The sequence below is a fragment of the Micromonospora sp. PLK6-60 genome (genome assembly GCF_019890675.1).
Taxonomy (GTDB): domain Bacteria; phylum Actinomycetota; class Actinomycetes; order Mycobacteriales; family Micromonosporaceae; genus Micromonospora.
Genome location: NZ_JAIOAA010000003.1, coordinates 184656 through 203533 on the forward strand (window position 1 = coordinate 184656; position 18878 = coordinate 203533).

The 18878-nt window shown below is 74.7% G+C and carries 19 protein-coding genes and 1 pseudogene; 11 read left to right on the top strand and 9 right to left on the bottom strand.

Going from position 1 to position 18878, the window contains the following annotated elements; all coding sequences use genetic code 11:
• The first annotated feature begins 133 nt into the window (after positions 1-133).
• On the top strand, positions 134-667 hold the full coding sequence (locus K7640_RS07140; RefSeq protein WP_222953918.1) for a DUF4190 domain-containing protein: 534 nt from the start codon (positions 134-136) through the stop codon (positions 665-667).
• A gap of 42 nt (positions 668-709) precedes the next feature.
• Here K7640_RS07140 and K7640_RS07145 read toward each other — a convergent pair whose 3' ends face one another.
• The gene (locus tag K7640_RS07145; RefSeq protein ID WP_222953919.1) at positions 710-1666 is read right to left on the bottom strand and encodes a CoA ester lyase; all 957 of its coding nucleotides are present in this window, start codon (positions 1664-1666) and stop codon (positions 710-712) included.
• Positions 1667-1782: 116 nt separating this feature from the next.
• Here K7640_RS07145 and K7640_RS07150 point away from each other — a divergent pair, with 116 nt between their 5' ends.
• The 3 genes from K7640_RS07150 to K7640_RS30005 all read left to right on the top strand — a co-directional run bounded on the left by K7640_RS07150 (position 1783) and on the right by K7640_RS30005 (position 3668).
• Positions 1783-2607 carry an SDR family NAD(P)-dependent oxidoreductase gene (locus K7640_RS07150; RefSeq protein ID WP_222953920.1) on the top strand — a complete coding sequence of 275 codons (825 nt, stop codon included), beginning with the start codon at positions 1783-1785 and terminating at the stop codon, positions 2605-2607.
• Positions 2608-2647: 40 nt separating this feature from the next.
• Complete coding sequence (locus K7640_RS07155; protein WP_222953921.1) at positions 2648-2938, top strand: hypothetical protein; 291 nt, start codon at positions 2648-2650, stop codon at positions 2936-2938.
• A gap of 79 nt (positions 2939-3017) precedes the next feature.
• On the top strand, positions 3018-3668 hold the full coding sequence (locus tag K7640_RS30005) for a hypothetical protein (RefSeq protein WP_255608357.1): 651 nt from the start codon (positions 3018-3020) through the stop codon (positions 3666-3668).
• Here the strand turns inward: K7640_RS30005 and K7640_RS07165 are convergent.
• Together K7640_RS07165 and K7640_RS07170 are read right to left on the bottom strand one after the other, a co-directional pair.
• Entirely contained in the window at positions 3658-5814 is a 2157-nt protein-coding gene (locus tag K7640_RS07165; protein ID WP_222953922.1) for an APC family permease, read from the bottom strand. The two genes, K7640_RS30005 and K7640_RS07165, sit on opposite strands and share 11 nt — an antisense overlap.
• Before the next feature lie 86 nt (positions 5815-5900).
• Entirely contained in the window at positions 5901-6854 is a 954-nt protein-coding gene (locus K7640_RS07170) for a DMT family transporter (protein ID WP_255608358.1), read from the bottom strand.
• Between the two features lie 102 nt (positions 6855-6956).
• Between K7640_RS07170 and K7640_RS07175 the strand changes: the two are divergent.
• Positions 6957-7517: pseudogene (locus tag K7640_RS07175) on the top strand (HAD family hydrolase); the annotation flags it as partial.
• Positions 7518-7644: 127 nt separating this feature from the next.
• Here K7640_RS07175 and K7640_RS30010 read toward each other — a convergent pair.
• Both K7640_RS30010 and K7640_RS07180 read right to left on the bottom strand, forming a co-directional pair.
• A complete protein-coding gene (locus K7640_RS30010; protein ID WP_255608360.1) occupies positions 7645-8160 on the bottom strand; it encodes a hypothetical protein in 516 nt (171 codons plus the stop codon).
• 54 nt (positions 8161-8214) lie between these two features.
• Positions 8215-9084 carry a PhzF family phenazine biosynthesis protein gene (locus tag K7640_RS07180; protein ID WP_222953925.1) on the bottom strand — a complete coding sequence of 290 codons (870 nt, stop codon included), beginning with the start codon at positions 9082-9084 and terminating at the stop codon, positions 8215-8217.
• A gap of 33 nt (positions 9085-9117) precedes the next feature.
• On the opposite strand from K7640_RS07180, the gene K7640_RS07185 reads away from it, so the two are divergent.
• The 3 genes from K7640_RS07185 (at position 9118) to K7640_RS07195 (ending at position 12249) form a co-directional block, all read left to right on the top strand.
• Positions 9118-10401: a magnesium transporter MgtE N-terminal domain-containing protein gene (locus tag K7640_RS07185; protein ID WP_222953926.1), complete on the top strand. Its 1284-nt coding sequence runs from the start codon at positions 9118-9120 to the stop codon at positions 10399-10401.
• Entirely contained in the window at positions 10394-10993 is a 600-nt protein-coding gene (locus K7640_RS07190) for a DUF1003 domain-containing protein (protein ID WP_222953927.1), read from the top strand. The genes K7640_RS07185 and K7640_RS07190 overlap by 8 nt, the downstream gene beginning before the upstream one ends.
• Before the next feature lie 110 nt (positions 10994-11103).
• Positions 11104-12249: a P-loop NTPase gene (locus K7640_RS07195; protein ID WP_222953928.1), complete on the top strand. Its 1146-nt coding sequence runs from the start codon at positions 11104-11106 to the stop codon at positions 12247-12249.
• Positions 12250-12512: 263 nt separating this feature from the next.
• Here K7640_RS07195 and K7640_RS07200 read toward each other — a convergent pair whose 3' ends face one another.
• Both K7640_RS07200 and K7640_RS07205 read right to left on the bottom strand, forming a co-directional pair.
• Positions 12513-12953 carry a preprotein translocase subunit TatB gene (locus K7640_RS07200; RefSeq protein ID WP_222953929.1) on the bottom strand — a complete coding sequence of 147 codons (441 nt, stop codon included), beginning with the start codon at positions 12951-12953 and terminating at the stop codon, positions 12513-12515.
• Positions 12954-13027: 74 nt separating this feature from the next.
• Positions 13028-14347: a S1C family serine protease gene (locus tag K7640_RS07205; RefSeq protein ID WP_222953930.1), complete on the bottom strand. Its 1320-nt coding sequence runs from the start codon at positions 14345-14347 to the stop codon at positions 13028-13030.
• Between the two features lie 265 nt (positions 14348-14612).
• Between K7640_RS07205 and K7640_RS07210 the strand changes: the two genes are divergently transcribed.
• A complete protein-coding gene (locus K7640_RS07210) occupies positions 14613-15233 on the top strand; it encodes an O-methyltransferase (RefSeq protein WP_222953931.1) in 621 nt (206 codons plus the stop codon).
• A 57-nt stretch (positions 15234-15290) separates the two neighbouring features.
• Here K7640_RS07210 and K7640_RS07215 read toward each other — a convergent pair whose 3' ends face one another.
• The gene (locus K7640_RS07215) at positions 15291-16757 is read right to left on the bottom strand and encodes a M17 family metallopeptidase (protein ID WP_222954329.1); all 1467 of its coding nucleotides are present in this window, start codon (positions 16755-16757) and stop codon (positions 15291-15293) included.
• Between the two features lie 145 nt (positions 16758-16902).
• The gene (locus K7640_RS07220; RefSeq protein WP_013283866.1) at positions 16903-17070 is read right to left on the bottom strand and encodes a DUF3117 domain-containing protein; all 168 of its coding nucleotides are present in this window, start codon (positions 17068-17070) and stop codon (positions 16903-16905) included.
• A gap of 190 nt (positions 17071-17260) precedes the next feature.
• On the opposite strand from K7640_RS07220, the gene K7640_RS07225 reads away from it, so the two are divergent.
• Positions 17261-18079 carry a PaaX family transcriptional regulator C-terminal domain-containing protein gene (locus K7640_RS07225; RefSeq protein ID WP_222953932.1) on the top strand — a complete coding sequence of 273 codons (819 nt, stop codon included), beginning with the start codon at positions 17261-17263 and terminating at the stop codon, positions 18077-18079.
• A gap of 3 nt (positions 18080-18082) precedes the next feature.
• Positions 18083-18874 (top strand): enoyl-CoA hydratase/isomerase family protein, encoded by a 792-nt coding sequence (locus K7640_RS07230; RefSeq protein WP_222953933.1) that lies wholly within the window; start codon positions 18083-18085, stop codon positions 18872-18874.
• Positions 18875-18878: the final 4 nt, after the last annotated feature.

Below are 18878 nucleotides of genomic sequence, written 5' to 3' on the forward strand. Positions count from 1 at the left end.
GTCATGTGCCATGCCGAGATCCTGCCGCCTACGGCCGCTGCGGGCAACGAGGCACCCGGGAAGCGGGTGCCCCGATCTGGTCCGCGCTGGCTACCCTGACCGCGCATCCCGAGCTGAACGGAAGAGAACCCGCATGAGCTATCCCCCGCCGTCCGGTGGTTGGCACGACCCCGCCGCGCCCGCTCCGCAGTCGACGCCCCCGGCCGACCCGACCCTGCCGCTCGGCGGGAGCCCGGTGCCGGCCCAGGCCGGCCCGGTCGACCCGTATGCGGGGCTCCAGGCGGGCGACCCGTACGCCGCCCCCGGCTACCCGCCGCCCGGCGGCGCGCCGTACGGATATCCGCCGGCCGGCTACCCGCCGCCCGGTTACCGGCCCGGCCCGCCGCAGAACGGCCTGGCCATCGCCTCGATGGTGGTGTCGATCATCGGCGCGCTCGGCCTCTGCGCGTACGGCCTCGGCGGCTACGTCGGCATCGTCGGCCTGGCCCTCGGCTACGTCTCCCGCCGGCAGATCCGGGAGCGGGGCGAGGGCGGCGAGGGCTTCGCGACCGCCGGCATCGTGGTCGGCTGGATCGCCACCGTCATCGCGGTGCTGGCGACCGTCGTCATCGTGGGCCTGATCATCTTCGCGGCGAGCCAGGGCTCCTCGTCCAGCACCGGCTACTGACGCGGGTACGGGCCGCCCCGGCGCGGGACGGCCCGCCGCCGCTCACTCCGCCGGCGGGGTGAAGGTCGAGGTGCGCGTCATCCCGGCCGCGCGACCCTTGGCAGAGATCACCAGGGCCATCTTCCGGGACGCCTCGTCGATCATCTCGTCGCCGAGCATCACCGCGCCGAGCCGGCCGCCCGCCTCCGAGGTGTAGTGCTCGTACGCGTCGAGGATCAGCTCGGCGTGGTCGTAGTCGGCCTGGGCCGGCGAGTAGATCTCGTTCGCGGCGTCGATCTGGCCGGGGTGCAGCACCCACTTGCCGTCGAAGCCGAGCGCGGCGGACCGCTTTGCCACCTCGCGGAACGCGTCGACGTCCCGGATCTGCAGGAACGGCCCGTCGATGGCCTGCTTGTCGTGCATCCGGGCGGCCATCAGGATCCGCATCAGGATGTAGTGGTAGGGGTCACCCGGGTAGTCCGGGATCAACGCGCCGACCACCAGCGACTTCATGTTGATCGAGGCCATGAAGTCGGCCGGGCCGAAGATGATGGTCTCGACCCGCGGCGAGGCGGCCGCGATCTCGTCGACGTTCACCAGGCCGACGGCGTTCTCGATCTGCGCCTCGATGCCGATCCGCCCGACCTCCAGGCCGAGGGTCTTCTCGAGCTGGGTGAGGGTCAGGTCCAGCCACTGCACCTGGCCGGCGTTCTGCACCTTCGGCAGCATGATGCAGTCGAGGTTGGCCCCCGCGCCCTCGACCACCTCGATGACGTCCCGGTAGGTCCACGGCGTGGTCAGGTCGTTGACCCGGACCACCCGGGTCTTGCCGGCCCAGTCACCCTCGTTGAGCGTGGCCACGATGTTCTTGCGGGCGTCCGGCTTGGCCAGCGGGGCGACCGCGTCCTCCAGGTCGAGGAAGACCTGGTCGGCCGGGAGCCCCTGAGCCTTGCCGAGCATCTTGACGCTGGAGCCGGGTACCGCGAGGCAGGACCGGCGGGGGCGACCGACTGCGGCCATGGATGCGCTCCTTCCAGCGTCCGGCGGGCACGCCGGCGAAGATGACGGACCTTAACGATCACAAAGGCTTGTTGACGCCACGGTAACCTCGTGCCGTGACCGGGGTGAATGGACCTGTGGAAGATCTCACTGGGCGCCGGATCGTGGTGGTGACCGGGGCCAGCTCCGGCATCGGGCTGGCCGCCGCCGTCGACCTGGCCCGGCGGGGCGACCGGGTGGTGCTGGTCGGCCGGGACCCGGCCCGCCTACAGGCCGCCGGCGACCGGGTACGCGACGCCTCCGGCGAGCGACCCGAGCTGTTCCGGGCCGACTTCGCCGTGCTGGACGACGTGCGGCGGCTGGCGGAGCGGCTGCGCGCCGCGTACGACCGGATCGACGTGCTGGCCAACAACGCCGGCGCGATCGTGCTGCAACCGGTCACCACCGTCGACGGCTTCGAGCTGTCCATCCAGGCCAACCACCTGGCCCCGTTCCTGCTGAGCAACCTGCTCGCCGACCGGGTCGGCCGGCTGGTCGTGACCGCCTCCGGCGCCCACCGCAGCGGCCGGCTCGACCCCGCCGACCTGAACGCCGCGCTGCGCCACTACCGGCCGATGCGCGCGTACGGGACCAGCAAGCAGGCAAACATCCTGTTCGCCGCCGAGGCCGCCCGGCGCTGGCCGGACGTCCCCGCGTACTCCTTCCATCCCGGCGTGGTGCGGACCCGGTTCGGGGCGGACAGCCGGCTGGTCGCGATCGGCATGCGGTTCCTGCCGTTCCGCAGCCCGGAGAAGGGCGCCGAAACGCTGGTCTGGCTGGCCAACCAGGACCCGGACCGGCTGGTCGACGGCGGCTACTACGCCGACCGCCGGCCGCGCCGGCCGCTGCGCAAGGCGGCCGACCCGGGACTGGCCGCCCGGCTCTGGACGGCCAGCGCCGAGGCCGTGGGCATCGACGGCTGACGGGCCCCCGGCGGCCCGCCCCGCTGGCATACTTCCCGCCATGACGACGGGGAACGCCGGGGTGCTGCTGGTCGCCCTGGTCGAGATGGCCGGCGGCGCGGTCGAGGCGGGCCGGCGCTACGAGGACGCGGTGCTGGCCCTGCTCGGGCGGCACCGCGGGGAGCTGGAACGGCGGCTGCGCACCGACGACGGCAACGAGGTGCACGTGATCCGGTTCGCCGACCGGGCCGGCTACGACGCGTTCCTGGTCGACCCGGAGCGGGTCGCGCTGCGCGGCGCGCTCGGCGACGACGCGCCGACCACCCGGGTGCTGGAAGTACGCGAGGTCTGATCCCGCTCCCTCACTTCATCACGGTGGGCCGGCGAGAACAAGACTTGATCTTGGCGCGGTGGGCACCCATGGTCGAGGCATGGAATTCGACGCGATGGCCACCGCCCGCCGGGCGCTGTGGATCGGCGGCGCCCAGTGGGCCGGCAAGACCACGGTCGCGGTGACCCTGGCCCTGCGGCACGGGCTGACCGCGTACCTCTACGACCGGCACGACGCCCGGGGGCACGACGACCGGCGGATCGCCGACCGGGTCCGCCGGGCCGAGCCGCCCGCCGGCCCCGACCCGGACGCCGCCTGGGTGCACACCGACCCCGCCCGGATGGCCGCCGAGACCCTGGCCGGCTTCCCGCGCCGCTTCGAGTGGGTGCTGGACGACCTCAGCGCGCTGGTCACCGGCCGGCGGGTGATCGCCGAGGGTTGGGGGCTGCGTCCCGAGCTGGTGGTCCCGCTGGTCGAGTCGAGCCGTCAGGTGGTGGTGCTGGTGCCCACGCCGGAGTTCCGGGCGTACCAGCGCGAGCGGCTGCCCCGGGCCACCGCCCGACACGACGGGGTCAGCGACCCCGAGCGGGCGGTACGCAGCCGGCTGGCCCGCGACGAGCTGGTCGCCGCCGACGCCGTGGCCCGGGCCCGGGAGCTGGGCGTACGGGTGATCGAGGTGGACGGCAGCCGGGACGCAGTGGCGGTGACCGACCTGGTCGAGGAGCACTTCGCCCCGTTCCTCACTCGGTGAGGTGCACCGGGACGCTGGTCACCACCACGCCCGGCAGCGCCCGCAGGGCGTCCCGCAGCCGCTGCTCGGCGCGGCTGTGCAACGGCCGGTGCCGGCGGCGGCGGGTCACCACCTCCGGCACGATCACGGTCAGCGTCAGCTCCGGCCCGGCGGCGTGCAACGCCTCCAGGTAGTGCGCCAGCGGCCCGATCACCGCCCGGTACGGGGAGACGATGGTCTCCAGCCGCACGTGGTCGCCCCACGCCCGCCACTGCTCGCGGAACCGCTCCGCCTCGGCGTCCTCCGGGGCGACGTGCACCGCCAGCGTCGGCTGGCCGAGCGAGGCCGCGTACGCCAGGGCCCGCAGCGAGGCCCGGTTCAGCCGGGCCATCGGCACCACCACCAGGTGGCGTACCTGCTGGGGCAGTTCCTCGCCCTCGGCGGACCCGGGGGTGGGCGCGACCGCGGGCCCGGCCGGCGGGCCCGCGGTCGGCGGGTGCAGGGCCAGCGCCCGGTGCAGCCGGGCGTAGTGCCGGTGCACCCGGTGGAAGAGCAGCACCAGCAGCGGCACCGCGACCACCACCACCCAGGCGCCCTCGGCGAACTTGGCGACGGCGGCGGTCAGCAGCACCAGCCCGGAGAGCACCGCCCCGACCGCGTTGAGCCCCAGCCGGCGCCGCCAGCCCCGCCCCCGGTGCCGCCGCCAGTGCACCACCATCCCGCTCTGCGACAGGGTGAAGGCGAGGAACACCCCCACCGCGTAGAGGGGGATCAGCGACGCGGTGTGCCCGCCGAACGCGACGAAGACGACAGTCGCCGCGGTGGCCAGCGCGACCAGCCCGTTACTGAACGCCAACCGGTCCCCCATGTGCAGGAAGCGGCGTGGGGCGTGGCCGTCGCGGGCCATGAAGAAGAGCAGCCGGGGAAAGTCGTTGAAGGCGGTGTTCGCCGCCAGCAGCAGGATCAGCGCGGTGCTCGCCTGGAGCAGCGGGTACCAGGGGCCGGCCGGGAAGGTGAGCCGGCCCAACTGGGACAGCAGGGTCTCCTCCGGCCGGGGCACCAGGCCGTCCAGGTGGATCAGCACGGTCAGCCCGGCGAAGAGGACCACCAGCATGGCCACCATCCAGCCGAGCGTGGTCCGGGCGTTGCGCCACTCGGTGGGGCGGAACGCCGGCACCGCGTTGGAGACCGCCTCGATGCCGGTCATCGACACCGCCCCGGAGGCGAACGCGCGCAGCACCAGCAGCAGGCCCAGCCCCTCGGCCGCCGGCACCGGCGGCGGGGGCACCGGCGCGAACCCCCGCCCGGCCGCGTGCCACCAGCCGACCACGAGCAACGCCAGGACCGCGACCACGAAGGCGTACGTGGGCAGCACGAAGATGTTGCCGGCGGTGCGCACCCCGCGCAGGTTGCCGGCGAGCAGCACCAGGATCACCAGCACCCCGAGCGGTACGTTGAACGGCGCCAGCGCGGGCAGCGCGGAGGTGACCGCGTGCACCCCGGCGGCCACCGACACGGACACGGTCAGCACGTAGTCGAGCATCAGCCCGGCGGCGGCGGTCAGCCCCGGCGTGACGCCCAGGTTGTCCGAGGCCACGATGTACGAACCGGCGCCGTGCGGGTAGGCCGGGATGGTCTGCCGGTACGACAGCCCGACCGCGATCATCAACAGCACCAGCGCGGCGGCCAGCGGCAGCGACAGGCCCAGCGCCCCGCTCCCGGCCAGCACCAGCACGGTCAGCATCGCCTCCGGCCCGTACGCCACCGAGCTGAGCAGGTCGGAGGAGAGGATCGGCAGGGCCACCAGCTTGCGCATCCGCTCGTAGAGCACGGCGGAGCTGCGCAGCGGCGGGCCGAGCACCACCCGGCGCAGCCGGGACACGGCGCGGGCCGGCCGGGAACGCGGCTCGTGGGCCGGCGGGGTGGCGACCAGCTCGCCGGGCTGCCCGGCGAACATCTCGATCGGGGCCAGCCGGCCGAACCGGGTGGGGGCCGGCCGGCCCCGGTACCGGTCCAGGGTCGGGTCGACGGGCAGCCCCCCGGCCGGCCGGTCCGGCTGCCAGCGGGCGCCGATCCGGCGCAGCGTGGCGACCTCGTCGGGGCGCAGCGGTGGGAACTCGGCCGACGGGGTGACGGCGGTGCCGCCCCCGGCCTCGTCCGGCTGCATCAGCGCCCCTTCCCGCAACGCTCCCCTCCTGCACTGTCACGGAAGCAGCGCCGCCGGGTGGCCGAAATGCAAGGAGGGGCCCCTTGTTAACAGACGTCTGTTAACAAGGGGCCCCTCCTTGCCCGGCGGGCGGCGCGGGCGCCGCCGATCACCACCACGGCCACCCCGACCAGCAGCAGCGCCAGCCCGGGCAGGGCCTGCGGGCGGGGCGCCTGCCCCAGCCACCACCAGGCGATCAGGGCCGCCCCGGGCACCTCCAGCAGGATCAGCACGCTGACCGTGGTGGCCGAGATCCGGTGCAGGGCGTAGTTGAACATCGAGTGGCCGAGCAGTTGGGCGCCGGCCACCAGCCCCAGGATGGCCAGCCAGGTGCCGCCGTCGTACCCGGTCAGCGGCAGCCCGGCGACCAGGCAGACGACCAGCAGGACCGCCCCGCAGACCCCGTAGCAGACGGTGGTGTAGGTGGTGGTGCTGAGCGACCCCCGGGCCCGCTCACCGAACGCCGTGTAGACCGCGGCGAACATCCCGCCGGCCACCGCGAGCAGGTCACCGGCGACCGCCCGACCCGAGACGGTGACGTCGGCGCCGGTGGCGAGCGCCGCGCCGACCACCGCCACCGCGATGCCGGCCCAGACCACCGCCGGCAGCCGCCGCCCCTGCCCGCGGGCGATCAACCCCTGCCACACCGGCTGGGTGGCGACCAGCGCGGTCGCGGTGGCGACCGAGGTGAGCTGCACCGCCGGCATCCAGGTGGCGAAGTGCGCGGCGAGCGCCACCCCGGAGAGTACGCAGAACCAGCCCTCCCGCCGGCCGGCGCCGACGGTCAGCCGGCGGAACTCCGCCCGCCTCCCGAGCAGCGAGAAGGGCCCGAGCACCGCGACGGCGAGCGCGTTCCGCCAGAACGCGATCGCCAGGGCGGGCGCGGCGGCGAAGGCGATCAACGGTCCGGAGGAGGAGACCGCGACCACGGCGAGCGCGACGGCGGCGCCGGTCAGCGGATCGAGTGGCGGGCGGGGTGGGGATGGCTGCACGGTGAGCAATCCTCACACGTCCGGCGGGCACCACGGATGGTCAGCAACTGGTTACGATCATGAAGGTCCGCGCGCCCGCTGACCCCTCGACCGCCCTGGAGGCGTCTCCCCATGCCCAGGTACCAGGCGGTGCTGTTCGACTTCTTCGGCACGCTGACCTGTCCCTCCCCCCGCGGCCGGGGGCACCGGCTCACCGCCGAGTTGCTGGGCTGCCCGGGGGAACGGCTCACCGAGGTGCTCGACCGCAGCTACTACCAGCGGGCCAGCGGGTCGCTGGGCGGGGCCGAGGCGACCCTGCGCTGGGTGTGCGACCAGCTCGGCGTGCGCCCCTCGGCGGAGGCGCTGCGCGCGGCGCTCGCCTCCCGCCACCGCGCGGTACGCGCCGACACCCGGCTGCGGCCCGAGGCGGTGCCGGTGCTGGCGGCGCTGCGCCGCCGGGGCGTACGCACCGCCCTGGTCAGCGACTGCACCCACGAGCTGCCAGCGTTCCTGCCCGAGCTGCCGGTCGCGCCGCTGCTCGACGCGCGGGTGTTCTCGGTGCGGGTCGGGCGGTGCAAGCCGGATCCCGAGCTCTACCTGACCGCCTGCCGGCGGCTGGGCGTGGCCCCCGAGCACTGCCTCTACGTCGGTGACGGCGGCAGCCGCGAGCTGAGCGGCGCGGCGCGGGTGGGGCTGACCGCCGTCCGGCTGGCCGCCCCGGACCTCGCCCGGCACCTGGTCTTCGACCCCGAGCCGGACTGGGCCGGCCCGGCGGTGACCGCGCTGCCCGGGGTGGTGGAGCTGGTCGACCGGGCGCCGGTCAGCGCCGACGGACGCGGTGCAACCGGAACGGCCGGCGGGTCACCCGCACCACCGGCGCGCCGCGCGGCGGCTCGGCCAGCGACCCGGCCGGCAGGTCGGCGCCCGCTGCCGGCGGGCCGGCCGGGCTGAGCCGGTTCAGCGCGCAACCGTCGGCGGCCCACCGGGCGACCAGGTCAGCGATGGCCCCCGGCGCGTTCAGCCGCTTGGCGGCCACCAGCGGCGCGGCCGTCTCCCAGCCCGCACTGCCGGGTGTCACCCGGGTCACCCGGGCCGGCCAGGTGACGATCCGGCCGCCGTGGTCGCCGCGCAGGGTGACCCGGGCCTCGGTGGCGTCGGCCAGCCCGGGGGCGGACTGCTCGCCGGGGCCGCTGACCACGAAGAGGTCACCCTCCAGCGGCATGCACCACAGCGCCAGCGCCGGCCCGTCGGTGACGCTCACCCAGGCGACGGCGGCCTTCTTCGCCGCCTCGTCGACCAGCGGCGTGCTCTCCCGGGCCTGCACCTCGTCCGTCATGCGGGCATCCTCTCGCACCCCGGCCCGCCCGGACAGCCGGACCGGGCCGGGTGGTCAGCCGACGAAGGGTGGGATCAGGATCTCGCCGCGGGCCACCGCCATCACCTGGCCGGCGACGGTCGCCCCGACCGCCGCGCCGCCGCTCGTGGTCACCGTGCAGGCCAGCACCGACGGGCGGTGGATCTCGATGCCCTGCCGCACGGTGTACGGGTGGGTGCCGTCACCGGGCAGCAGCCCGCTGGCGACGAGCCACACCCCGAGACCGAGGGCGGCCGAACCGGTCGCCGGATCCTCGGGCACCCCCAGACCGGGCACGAAGATCCGGGCGTGGGCCGTTTGCGCGGCGGCGTCCCAGGAGAAGACGCTGACGTGCTCCACGCCGTACCGCTCCGCCGCCGCCGCGTTCACCCGGGCCCGGGCCACCGCGTCCGGCCGCACCGGCAGGTACGGGAACTCCAGCCCGCACCCGGCCACCCGGGGCGCCGGCCCGGCGTGGTCGGCGGCGTCCAGGCCGGCCATCTCCAGCAGCGGCTCCGGGTCCAGCTCCGGGCCGAGGGTGGGCGTGCCGCCGGTGAGCGTCGCCCCGGTCGCGGTGACCTCGATCGGCAGGACGCCGGCGCCGCACTCCTGGGCGACCCGGCCCGCCGCGAACATCCCGCGCCGGCTGGCGGTGACCGCCGCGCCGACGCTGGGGTGCCCGGCGAAGGGCAGCTCCGCGACCGGGGTGAAGATCCGCGCCCGGTAGGTGGCGCCGACCTGCGTGGGCGGCAGCACGAACACCGTCTCGGAGAGGTTGAACTCCACCGCGAGCGCCTGCATCTGCTCGGTGGCCAGCCCTTCGGCGCCGAACACCACCGCCAGCGGGTTCCCCGCGTACGGGCGGTCGGTGAAGACGTCCACGATCTCGTAGGACAGGGTCGACATGTTGATAAACACTAGGCGCTTAGGCTGGTGCCCGTGAGCACGCCGACCCGGGTCTACATCGCCCGACTCGCCGGAGTGGCCGTTTTCGATCCGAACGGCGACCAGGTGGGTCGGGTCCGTGACGCGGTGGCACGGATCCGGGCGACCCAGCGACCGCCGGAGGTCGTCGGCCTGGTGGCCGAGATGCCGATGCGCCGGCGCATCTTCCTCTCCATCAACCGGATCACCTCCATCGACTCCGACGCGGTGGTGCTCGGCAGCGGCACGCTCAACCTGCGCCGGTTCGAGAAGCGCCCGAACGAGCTGCTGGTCCTCCAGGAGCTGCTGGACCGCCGGGTCCGGTTGGAGGGCGGCCAACCGGGCGCGGTGGTCGACGTGGCGATGGAGTGCAGCCGCGGTGGCGAGTGGTCGCTGACCCGGGTGGCGGTCCGCGAGCAGACCGGCCGGCTGGGCCGGCGCGGCCACCTGCACCAGGTCGAGTGGGACCGGGTGGGCGGGCTGAGCGACGTCGGCGAGGGCCGGGGCACCGCCAACCTGCTCGCCGTGCTGGAGGACATGCGCCCGGCCGACCTGGCCAACGCCCTGCAGGACCTGCCCGACGACCGCCGCAACGAGGTCGCCGCGGCGCTCGACGACGAGCGGCTGGCGGACGTGCTGAGCGAGCTGCCCGAGCACGACCAGGTGGAGATCCTCGCCGCGCTGGACCGGGAACGGGCCGCCGACGTGCTCGAGGAGATGGACCCGGACGACGCCGCCGACCTGCTCAACGAGCTGCCCCCGCCCGAGCAGGACGTACTGCTCGACCTGATGGAGCCCGACGAGGCCGACCCGGTCCGCCAGCTGCTGAAATACAGCGCCGGCACGGCCGGCAGCGTGATGACGTCGGAGCCGGTGATCCTGCCCCCGGACGCCACCGTCGCCGAGGCGCTGGCCCGGATCCGGGAACCACAGCTCTCCCCGGCGGTGGCCGCGCAGGTGTTCGTGACCCGCGCCCCGATGACCACGCCGACCGGGCGCTACCTCGGCATGGTGCACTTCCAGCGGCTGCTCCGGGATCCCCCGGCCGACCTGCTCGGCGGCCTGGTGGCCAACGACATAGACCCGCTGCGGCCCGGCACCCCGCTGCCGGAGATCACCCGCCGGATGGCCACCTACGACCTGGTCGCGATGCCGGTGATCGACCGGAACAACCGGCTGGTGGGCGCGGTGACGGTGGACGACGTGCTGGACCACTCGCTGCCGCGGGACTGGCGGGACCGCGACGCCGGGCCGGCCCCGGCCGCCACCCAGGACACGCTGGACGGCGCCGATGGCTGACCAGCGACGGGCGGAGCGGCTCGACCAGCCGCGCGAGCCCCGCGGCGTCCGGCTGCCCCGGATCGACCGGGAGACCTTCGGCAGGTGGGCCGAGGGCATCGCCCGGGGCATGGGTACGGCGAACTTCCTCGTCTACATGACCCTGGTCCTCGCGGCCTGGTTCCTGTGGAACACGCTCGCCCCGGCGGACCTGCGGTTCGACCCGTACACGTTCACGTTCCTGACCCTGGTGCTCTCCCTGCAGGCGTCCTACGCGGCGCCGCTGATCCTGCTCGCGCAGAACCGCCAGACGGACCGGGACCGGGTGGCGCTGGACGAGGACCGCCGGCAGGCGACCATGCAGAAGGCGGACACGGAATACCTGGCCCGGGAGATCGCCGCGCTGCGCATCGCCATGGGCGAGGTCGCCACCCGGGACTTCCTCCGCTCCGAGCTGGCCCGGCTGGCCGAGGAGCTGGACGAGGCCGCCGAGCGGCGGCACAAGCTGGAACGGCGCCAGCAGGACCGGAGCATGCGGGGTGACGAGCCGCTCGGCGAGCCCCGCGACGATCTCGACAGCGACTACGTGCGGGACGGCCGGTCGGAGCGCTGAGCGGCCGGGCCGGACGTACCGATCGTCCCGGTCCGGGCGGTTGCGGGACGGGCATCGATTCGCTCACACCGTCGCGGGGACGCGATCCCCACCGACGTAGCATTGCGGGCATGTCAGCACCCGTCAGCACCATCTCCGACGCGATCCAGGCCGCCCTGGCCACCGTCAACGACCCGGAGATCCGCCGGCCGATCACCGAGCTGGGCATGGTCCGCTCCGCCGCGATCGGCGACGACGGTGTCGTCCGCGTCGAGCTGCTGCTCACCGTGGCCGGCTGCCCGCTGAAGGACAAGCTGCGCGCCGACATCACCGCCGCCGTGGGCGGCGTACCGGGCGTGACGGGTGTCGAGATCGACTTCGGCGTGATGAGCCCGGAGCAGCGCCAGGAGCTCCAGTCCAAGCTGCGCGGCGGTGGCACCGCCGAGCCGGTCATCCCGTTCGCCCAGCCCGGCTCGCGGACCCGGGTGTACGCGGTGGCCAGCGGCAAGGGTGGCGTCGGCAAGTCCAGCGTCACGGTCAACCTGGCCGCCGCGCTGGCCGCCCGGGGGCTCGCCGTCGGCGTGGTCGACGCCGACATCTACGGCCACTCGGTGCCCCGGATGCTCGGCGCCGAGGGGGCACCGACCCGGGTCGAAGACATGATCATGCCGCCGCAGGCGCACGGCGTGAAGGTGATCTCGATCGGCATGTTCACCCCGGGCAACGCCGCCGTGGTGTGGCGCGGCCCGATGCTGCACCGCGCCCTCCAGCAGTTCCTCGCCGACGTCTACTGGGGCGACCTGGACGTCCTCCTGCTCGACCTGCCCCCGGGCACCGGCGACATCGCCATCTCGGTGGCGCAGCTGCTGCCCAACGCCGAGATCCTGGTGGTCACCACCCCGCAGGCCGCCGCCGCCGAGGTGGCCGAGCGGGCCGGCGCGATCGCCCTGCAGACCCACCAGCGGGTGGTCGGCGTCATCGAGAACATGTCCTGGATGGAGCTGCCCGACGGGTCCCGGATGGAGGTCTTCGGTGCCGGTGGCGGCCAGGCCGTCGCCGACTCGCTGAGCCGGACCATCGGCGCGCAGGTGCCGCTGCTGGGCCAGATCCCGCTGGACACCCGGGTCCGCGAGGGCGGCGACGCCGGCCTCCCGATCGTGCTCGCCCAGCCGGACGCCGCCGCCGCCCGGGCGCTGGACACCGTCGCCGACCGGCTGGCGGTACGCCGCGAGTCGCTGCTCGGCAAGCCGCTGGGGCTCAAGCCGGCCGGCCGCTGACCCATACCCCGCATCCGCGCCCGCTCATCCCGCGTCCCGGCGCTGACCGGCCGCCGGGATGCCCCGGGATGCGGTGTGTCGGCCTGACCCGCCGCCCCGACGGCCCGGGATGCCGCATGCCGGGCTGACGCGAGGCGCCGGACCCGAGATGCCGCGAAGTGGCCTGACCCTCGGCGCGGACGGCCCCGGATGCCGCGACTCGGCCCGACCCACCGGCCGGACGGCGCGGGGTGCCGCATGCCGGGCTGAGGCGAGGCGAGGGATCAGGTGGCGTCGTCGTCGTATGCGTGCGAGCGGGGCGCCGGGGCGGGCGCCGCGGCGGCCACGTCACCGGTGGCAGTGACCGACCGCCCGTTGGTCGACCTGATGTCGGCGGCGGAGGCGACGTCCTTCAGGTCGTTGTGCACGCCCGTCACGTCGGCCCGGAGGTTGTCGTAGACGCCCTGGAGCGGCTTCCGGATCGCCTGCTCGTCCTCCTCGCTGAGCAGGTGCTTGCGGATGAACGCCTTCGGGTGCAGATCCTCCAGCTGGATGTCGGTGCCCAGCTCGCGGCTCAGGTCGCCGGTGGCGTTCTGCGCCATGTTGCGCAGGTTGCGCACCATTCGCAGCCCTTCGGAGATCACCTGAGGCAGCCGGTCACCGAAGATCAGCAGTGCCAGGAGCAGCAGCGTACCGATCTCCCACCAGTTCAGGTTCTCGAACACGGCTGGGCCTCCTCGTCGGCGTCAGGCAAAGACTACGCACCTGGGAGGCCGGTCCGGCAAGAGGTGCGGGGTGCTCACTTGGCATCTGCGGCGAGGGTCACCGAGGTGTTCTGCCGGTTGGCGCCCCGCCGGTACTCGACCGTCACCACCGAACCCGGCGCGAACTTGCGTACCAATGCGATCAGGTCGGTCGGCTCGCTCATCGGCCGGCCGTTGAGTCGCAGGACCACGTCGCCGGCCCGCAGGCCCGCCCCGGCCGCCGGCCCGGACGGCTCCACCTGCTGCAACCGGACGCCGTCGCCGGTGCCCGCGTTCGGGCCGCCGACCTGGGCGCCGATCACCGTACGGCGGGCCTTGCCGGTGCCGATGATGTCCTGGGTGATCCGCTTCGCCTGGTTGATCGGGATGGCGAAGGCGAGACCGATGTTGCCCGCCTCCTGCCCGTCGGCGACCAGCGACTTGATGGTGGAGTTCACCCCGACCACCCGGCCCGCCCCGTCGACCAGCGGGCCGCCGGAGTTGCCGTGGTTGACCGCCGCGTCGGTCTGGATCGCCGCGTAGTAGCGGGTCGGCCCGCCCGGCTCCCCCGCCTGCATGGTGCGGTCCAGGGCGCTGACGATGCCGGCGGTGACCGTGTTGGCCAGCGACAGCGGCGAGCCGATCGCCAGCACCGGGTCACCGACCGCCAGCGAGTCGGAGTCGCCGAACTCCACCGGCTTCAGCCCGGTCCGGGAAACCTTGATCACCGCGATGTCGGACTCCGGATCCTGCCCCACCACGGTGGCCGGCGCCGAGCTGCCGTCGTTGAAGATCACCGACGCCTTGCCGACGCTGCCGGAGACCACGTGGTCGTTCGTGATCACGTGCCCCTCCGGGCTGACGATGAAGCCGGAGCCCTCGCTGGTGCCGCCGAGGCTGGTCACCCGGACGGTCACCACGCTGGGCAGCACCCGCTCGGCCACCCCGGCCAGCGACTCCGGCTTGCGCTGGGCCAGCGCCGGCGCCTCGGCCGGAGCGCCCAGGGTGGCCCCCCGGCCGGCCCCGCCGTGCACCGCGAAGGCGTAGCCCAGTGCCCCGCCCAGGGCGCCGGCGAGCAGCGCGGTGATCAGCGGGATGAGCAGCAGCAGCCGCAGCCTCGGCCGGCCCCCGGCGTCCGGGTCGGTGACCGGCTCCGGCTCGGCCGCGCCGTCCGGGCCGGGGGCCGGGACGACCACCGCCGTCGGGGCGTACGGGTCCCGCCACGGGTCGGCCAGGGCGTCGGACCACCACGGTGACGGCGCGTCGCCCCGGGCGCCCGTCGACGCCGGCGTGCCGGCCGGTGGCGTCCCGGGTCCCGGCTGTCCCGCCGGCGCCCGGGTATCACCGGGCCGGCGCCAGTCCCACCCGTCGGTCACGTCGGTGCCCTCCCACTCGTTCCCGGGTCCCGTCCGACGCGGCGGGGGCCGGAACCGAACCCGCCGCGACCATCGGGACACCGCATCCAGGATTGCACGGATGGCGCGCGTCGAGTCACCGGTTGCCGACCGTGATCGCCGACGGCGGACGCGCGGCTGCGCCCGAACGGCCTCGCCTCTAGGCTCATACCGCCAACCCGCCCCTCGCACCACTCCCGCCGCCCGGAGGTGTCCCATCGCCACGGTCGCCAATTCCGGCAGCTCGATGGCCCAGGTGTTGCAGTTCGCCGAGACGTACGTCACCGAGGACCTGGTGCTGCGCACCGCGCGCAGCCTGGCCCACGAGGTGGGCGTCGACGCGGTCACCCCGGGCGCCGGGGCCGCGCTGCGGCTGCTGGCCGCCGCCGGCAACGCCCGGGCGGTGGTGGAGATCGGCACCGGCACCGGGGTCAGCGGCGTCTGGCTGCTGCGCGGCATGCGCGCCGACGGGGTGCTGACCACCATCGACGTCGAGGTGGAGCACCAGCGGATCGCCCGCCGCATCTTCGTGGAGGCCGGCTTCCCGTCCGGCCGGACCCGGATCATCACCGGACGGGCGCTGGACGTGCTGCCCCGCCTCGCCGACGGGGCGTACGACCTGGTCTTCGTGGACGCGGAGGTGACCGGGTTCAGCGCCTGCGTGGACGCCGCGCTGCGGCTGCTGCGCCCGGGCGGGGTGCTCGCCCTCAACGGCGCGCTCGCCGGCGGCCGGATCGGCGATCCCGCCGCCCGCGACGTGGCGACGGTGACCGTCCGCGAGACGATCAAGGCGATCCGGGAGTCCGAGCACTGGGTGCCCGCGCTGCTCCCCGTCGGCCACGGCCTGCTGGCCGCGGTGCGCTGCTGAGCCCACCACGCCGCAGGTGGGGCGCTCGCGCGCCGGAACGCGGGCCGCTGGCGTCGCTCAGTCGAGCGTGGCCAGCCAGCGCAGCAGGCCGCGTACGCCCCACCCGGTCGCGCCCTTGGTCAGCTCGGCGTCGTCGCCCTCGGCCCAGGACGGCGCGGACATGTCCACGTGCACCCAGCGCTCGCGCAGGTCGCCGGTGAACTCGCGGAGGAAGAGCGCGGCGGTCACCGAGCTGGCGCCGGCGGGCGAGCTGTGCAGGTCGGCCAGGTCGCTGCCGAGGTGCTCGACGTAGTCGGCGGCCAGCGGCATCCGCCAGGCCGACTCGCCGGCCGCGGCGATCGCGGCCAGCAGCTCGTCGGCCAGCTCGTCGTTGTCGCTGTAGAGCGCGCCGGTGCGCTTGCCCAGCGCCACCGCGTTGGCCCCGGTCAGGGTGGCCAGGTCGACCAGCAGGTCGGGGCGCAGCTCGGCGACCGCGTACGCGAGGGCGTCGGCGAGCACCAGCCGGCCCTCGGCGTCGGAGTTGGTGCTCTCGCTGGTCAGCCCGCCGTAGTGGCGGATGATGTCGCCCGGGCGGAAGGCGGACCCGCTGACCATGTTCTCGGCCAGCGGCGCCAGCGTGGTGACCCGCACCGGCAGGCCCAGCGCGGCGGCGCCCAGGGTGGCGCCGATCACGGCGGCGGCGCCGGCCATGTCCTTGCGCATCAGCTTCATCGCGTCCCGCGGCTTGATCGAGATGCCGCCGGTGTCGAAGGTGATGCCCTTGCCGACCAGGACGACGTGCCGCTTCGCGCCGGCCGGTCGCCAGTCCAGCTCGACGAGGCGGGGGCCGCTGGCCGAACCGCCGCCCACCGCCAGGATGCCGCCGAAGCCCTCGGCGGCCAGCTCCTCGGGGCCGCGTACCCGCAGGTGCAGGTCGGGCGTGCCGGCCGCGGCGGCCTCCACCTGGGCGGTGAACCACTGCGGGTTCTTCACCGAGGAGGGCATGTTGGTCAGGTCCCGGGCCAGCCGGGTGTTCTCGGCGGTCGTCCGGGCCAGCTCGACCACCTCCCGGTACGCCTCGACGTCGGTCACCAGCAGGTCGACCTCGCGCAGCGCCGGGGCCTCGCCGGCCTCGGTCAGCCGGAACCGGTACGAGCCGAGCAGCAGCCCCTCGACCAGGCCCCGGACCGCGGCCGGGGCGTCGTCGGGCAGCGCCACGGCGAGCCGCGGCTCGGCCTTGGCGGCCCGGGCCAGCGCCGCGCCCGCCACCCGCCACCCCTGCTCGTCGCCGTCGCCGACGCCGAGCAGCAGCAGCCGCTCCGGCGTACGGGTGGGGCGCAGGTGTTCCCGGGTCTGCCCGGCCCGGCCGGTGAGCCGGGCGACCGGGGCCAGCGCGGCGGCCTCGGCCAGCACGTCGTCCGGGAGCGCCGACGCGGTCGGCACCAGCTCGGCGGAGGCTCCGGCGTCGGCCGGCCCGCCCGGTCGGACGGGCAGGACGAGGGTGTCGAGCCGCTCCGGCCCGGTGGTCAGACGGATCGCCAGCACGCTGGACCGTACCTCCGAAAAGATCATGGGCGGGCAGCTCTGGCCCGGCCCCAGGGTGCGAAGGCCCTGAGCCACCGGCGGAGGCCGGTGGCTCAGGGATTGACGAATCGCCCGGACACAGTCGCCGCCCGGTACGCGCCGTCGATCAGCCGGCGGCTGCCTTCAACGCGTCGCCGAGCGCGGTGGCCTCGTCGGGAGTCATCTCGACGACGAGCCGGCCACCACCCTCCAGCGGGACCCGCATGACGATGCCGCGGCCCTCCTTGGTGACTTCCAGCGGACCGTCGCCCGTCCGCGGCTTCATCGCCGCCATGTTGTCTCCCCTCAGACCTACACCAGGGTCGGTGGGTTGCCCCACAGCCTCTTCGCCATAAACCACCGCAGCCTTCGCGGGGGTGTCGACCAACGATTTTCCCTGATGAACACCGCCGGACCCAAACTGAAGCTGCATTGATGTAACAGCATCTAGCTTATCTTGAGAAGGCCTGTCACAATGTGCGGTCATGCAGGCACGGTCGGCACTCTTCGACCTGTACGGCGACCACCTCCGGCCGAGGGGTGGCCGCGCACCGGTCGCCGCCCTGGTCAAACTGCTGTCGCCGCTCGGGATCGCCCCTCCGGCGGTGCGCACCGCGGTCTCCCGGATGGTCCGCCAGGGCTGGCTCGACCCGCTCCGGCTGGCCTCCGGACCCGGATATTCGATCACACCGAAAGCCGCCCGACGACTCGACGAGGCGGCCGCCCGGATCTACCGGACCGGACGGGTCAGCTGGGACGGCCGGTTCGACCTCCTGGTCCTCCAGGCCCCCACCACCCGCCGGGAGCGGCAGCGACTCGCCGCCAACCTGAGCTACCTCGGCTACGGCACCCTCGACGAGCAGACCTGGGTGGCCACCCGCCCCGGCGAGGACGTGGACCTGCTGCTCACCGAGGCCGGGGTGCGCTACGAGCGGTTCAACGCCGCCCACCACGCCGGCACCGCGGGGGCGATGGGCGTGGTCCGCCGGGCCTGGGACCTGGCCGAGATCGGGCAGGCCTACGAGCGGTTCGTCGCCGAGCAGCGCCCGCTGCTGTCCGGGGTGACCGTGCGCAGCGGCGACGAGGAGGCGTACGCCGCCCGGTTCCGGCTGGTGCACGCATGGCGTACCTTCCTCTTCCGGGACCCGCAGCTGCCCCCGGCGCTGCTGCCCGAGCGCTGGCCCGGCACCGCCGCGGCCAGCTTCTTCGACCGGCACGCGGCCCGGCTCCGGCCGGCCGCCGACCGCTACGTCGAGCAGTGCCTCGACGCCGCCAACCGGACCGCCCGACAGAAGGGTCGTTAGAACGTGACCGAGCCGCTGCTCGTCGACCGCACCGACGCCGTGGTGACCCTGACCCTCAACCGCCCCACGGCGCTGAACTCGCTCGACGTGGCGCTCAAGGAGGCCCTCCGGGACACCCTGGCCGAACTGGAGGCCGACCGCTCCTGCCGGGCCGTGGTGCTCACCGGCGCGGGCGGCTCGTTCAGCGCGGGGCAGGACCTGCGCGAGCACGTGCAGACCCTGGAGGCCGGCGACGCGAACCCGCTGGACACCGTGCGCGCCCACTACAACCCGATCGCGGCCCGGCTGGCGAACCTGCCCAAGCCGGTGGTCGCGGCGGTCCGGGGGATGGCCGCCGGCGCCGGCGCCTCGCTGGCCTTCCTGGCCGACTTCCGGATCGGCGGCCCGAAGACCCGCTTCCTGATGGCGTTCGCCGGGGTCGGGCTGGCCGCCGACACCGGCGCCTCCTGGACGCTGCCCCGGCTGGTCGGCCACGCCAAGGCCGTCGAGCTGCTGATGCTCGCCGAGCCGATCTCCGCCGACGAGGCCTGCCGGCTGGGCCTGCTGAACACGCTCGTCGACGACGACGAGCGGGTGCTGCCGGCCGCGCAGGAACTGGCCGCCCGGCTCGCCGCCGGCCCGACCGTCGCGTACGGGGCGATCAAGCGGCAGCTCTCCATCGCCGACGCCGGCACCCTCGCCGACGCGCTGGCCGCCGAGGCACAGGCCCAGGCGATCTGCGGCGGCACCGCCGACCACCGGGCCGCCACGATGGCCTTCGTCAACAAGCAGAAGCCGGTCTTCGAGGGCCGCTGACGGG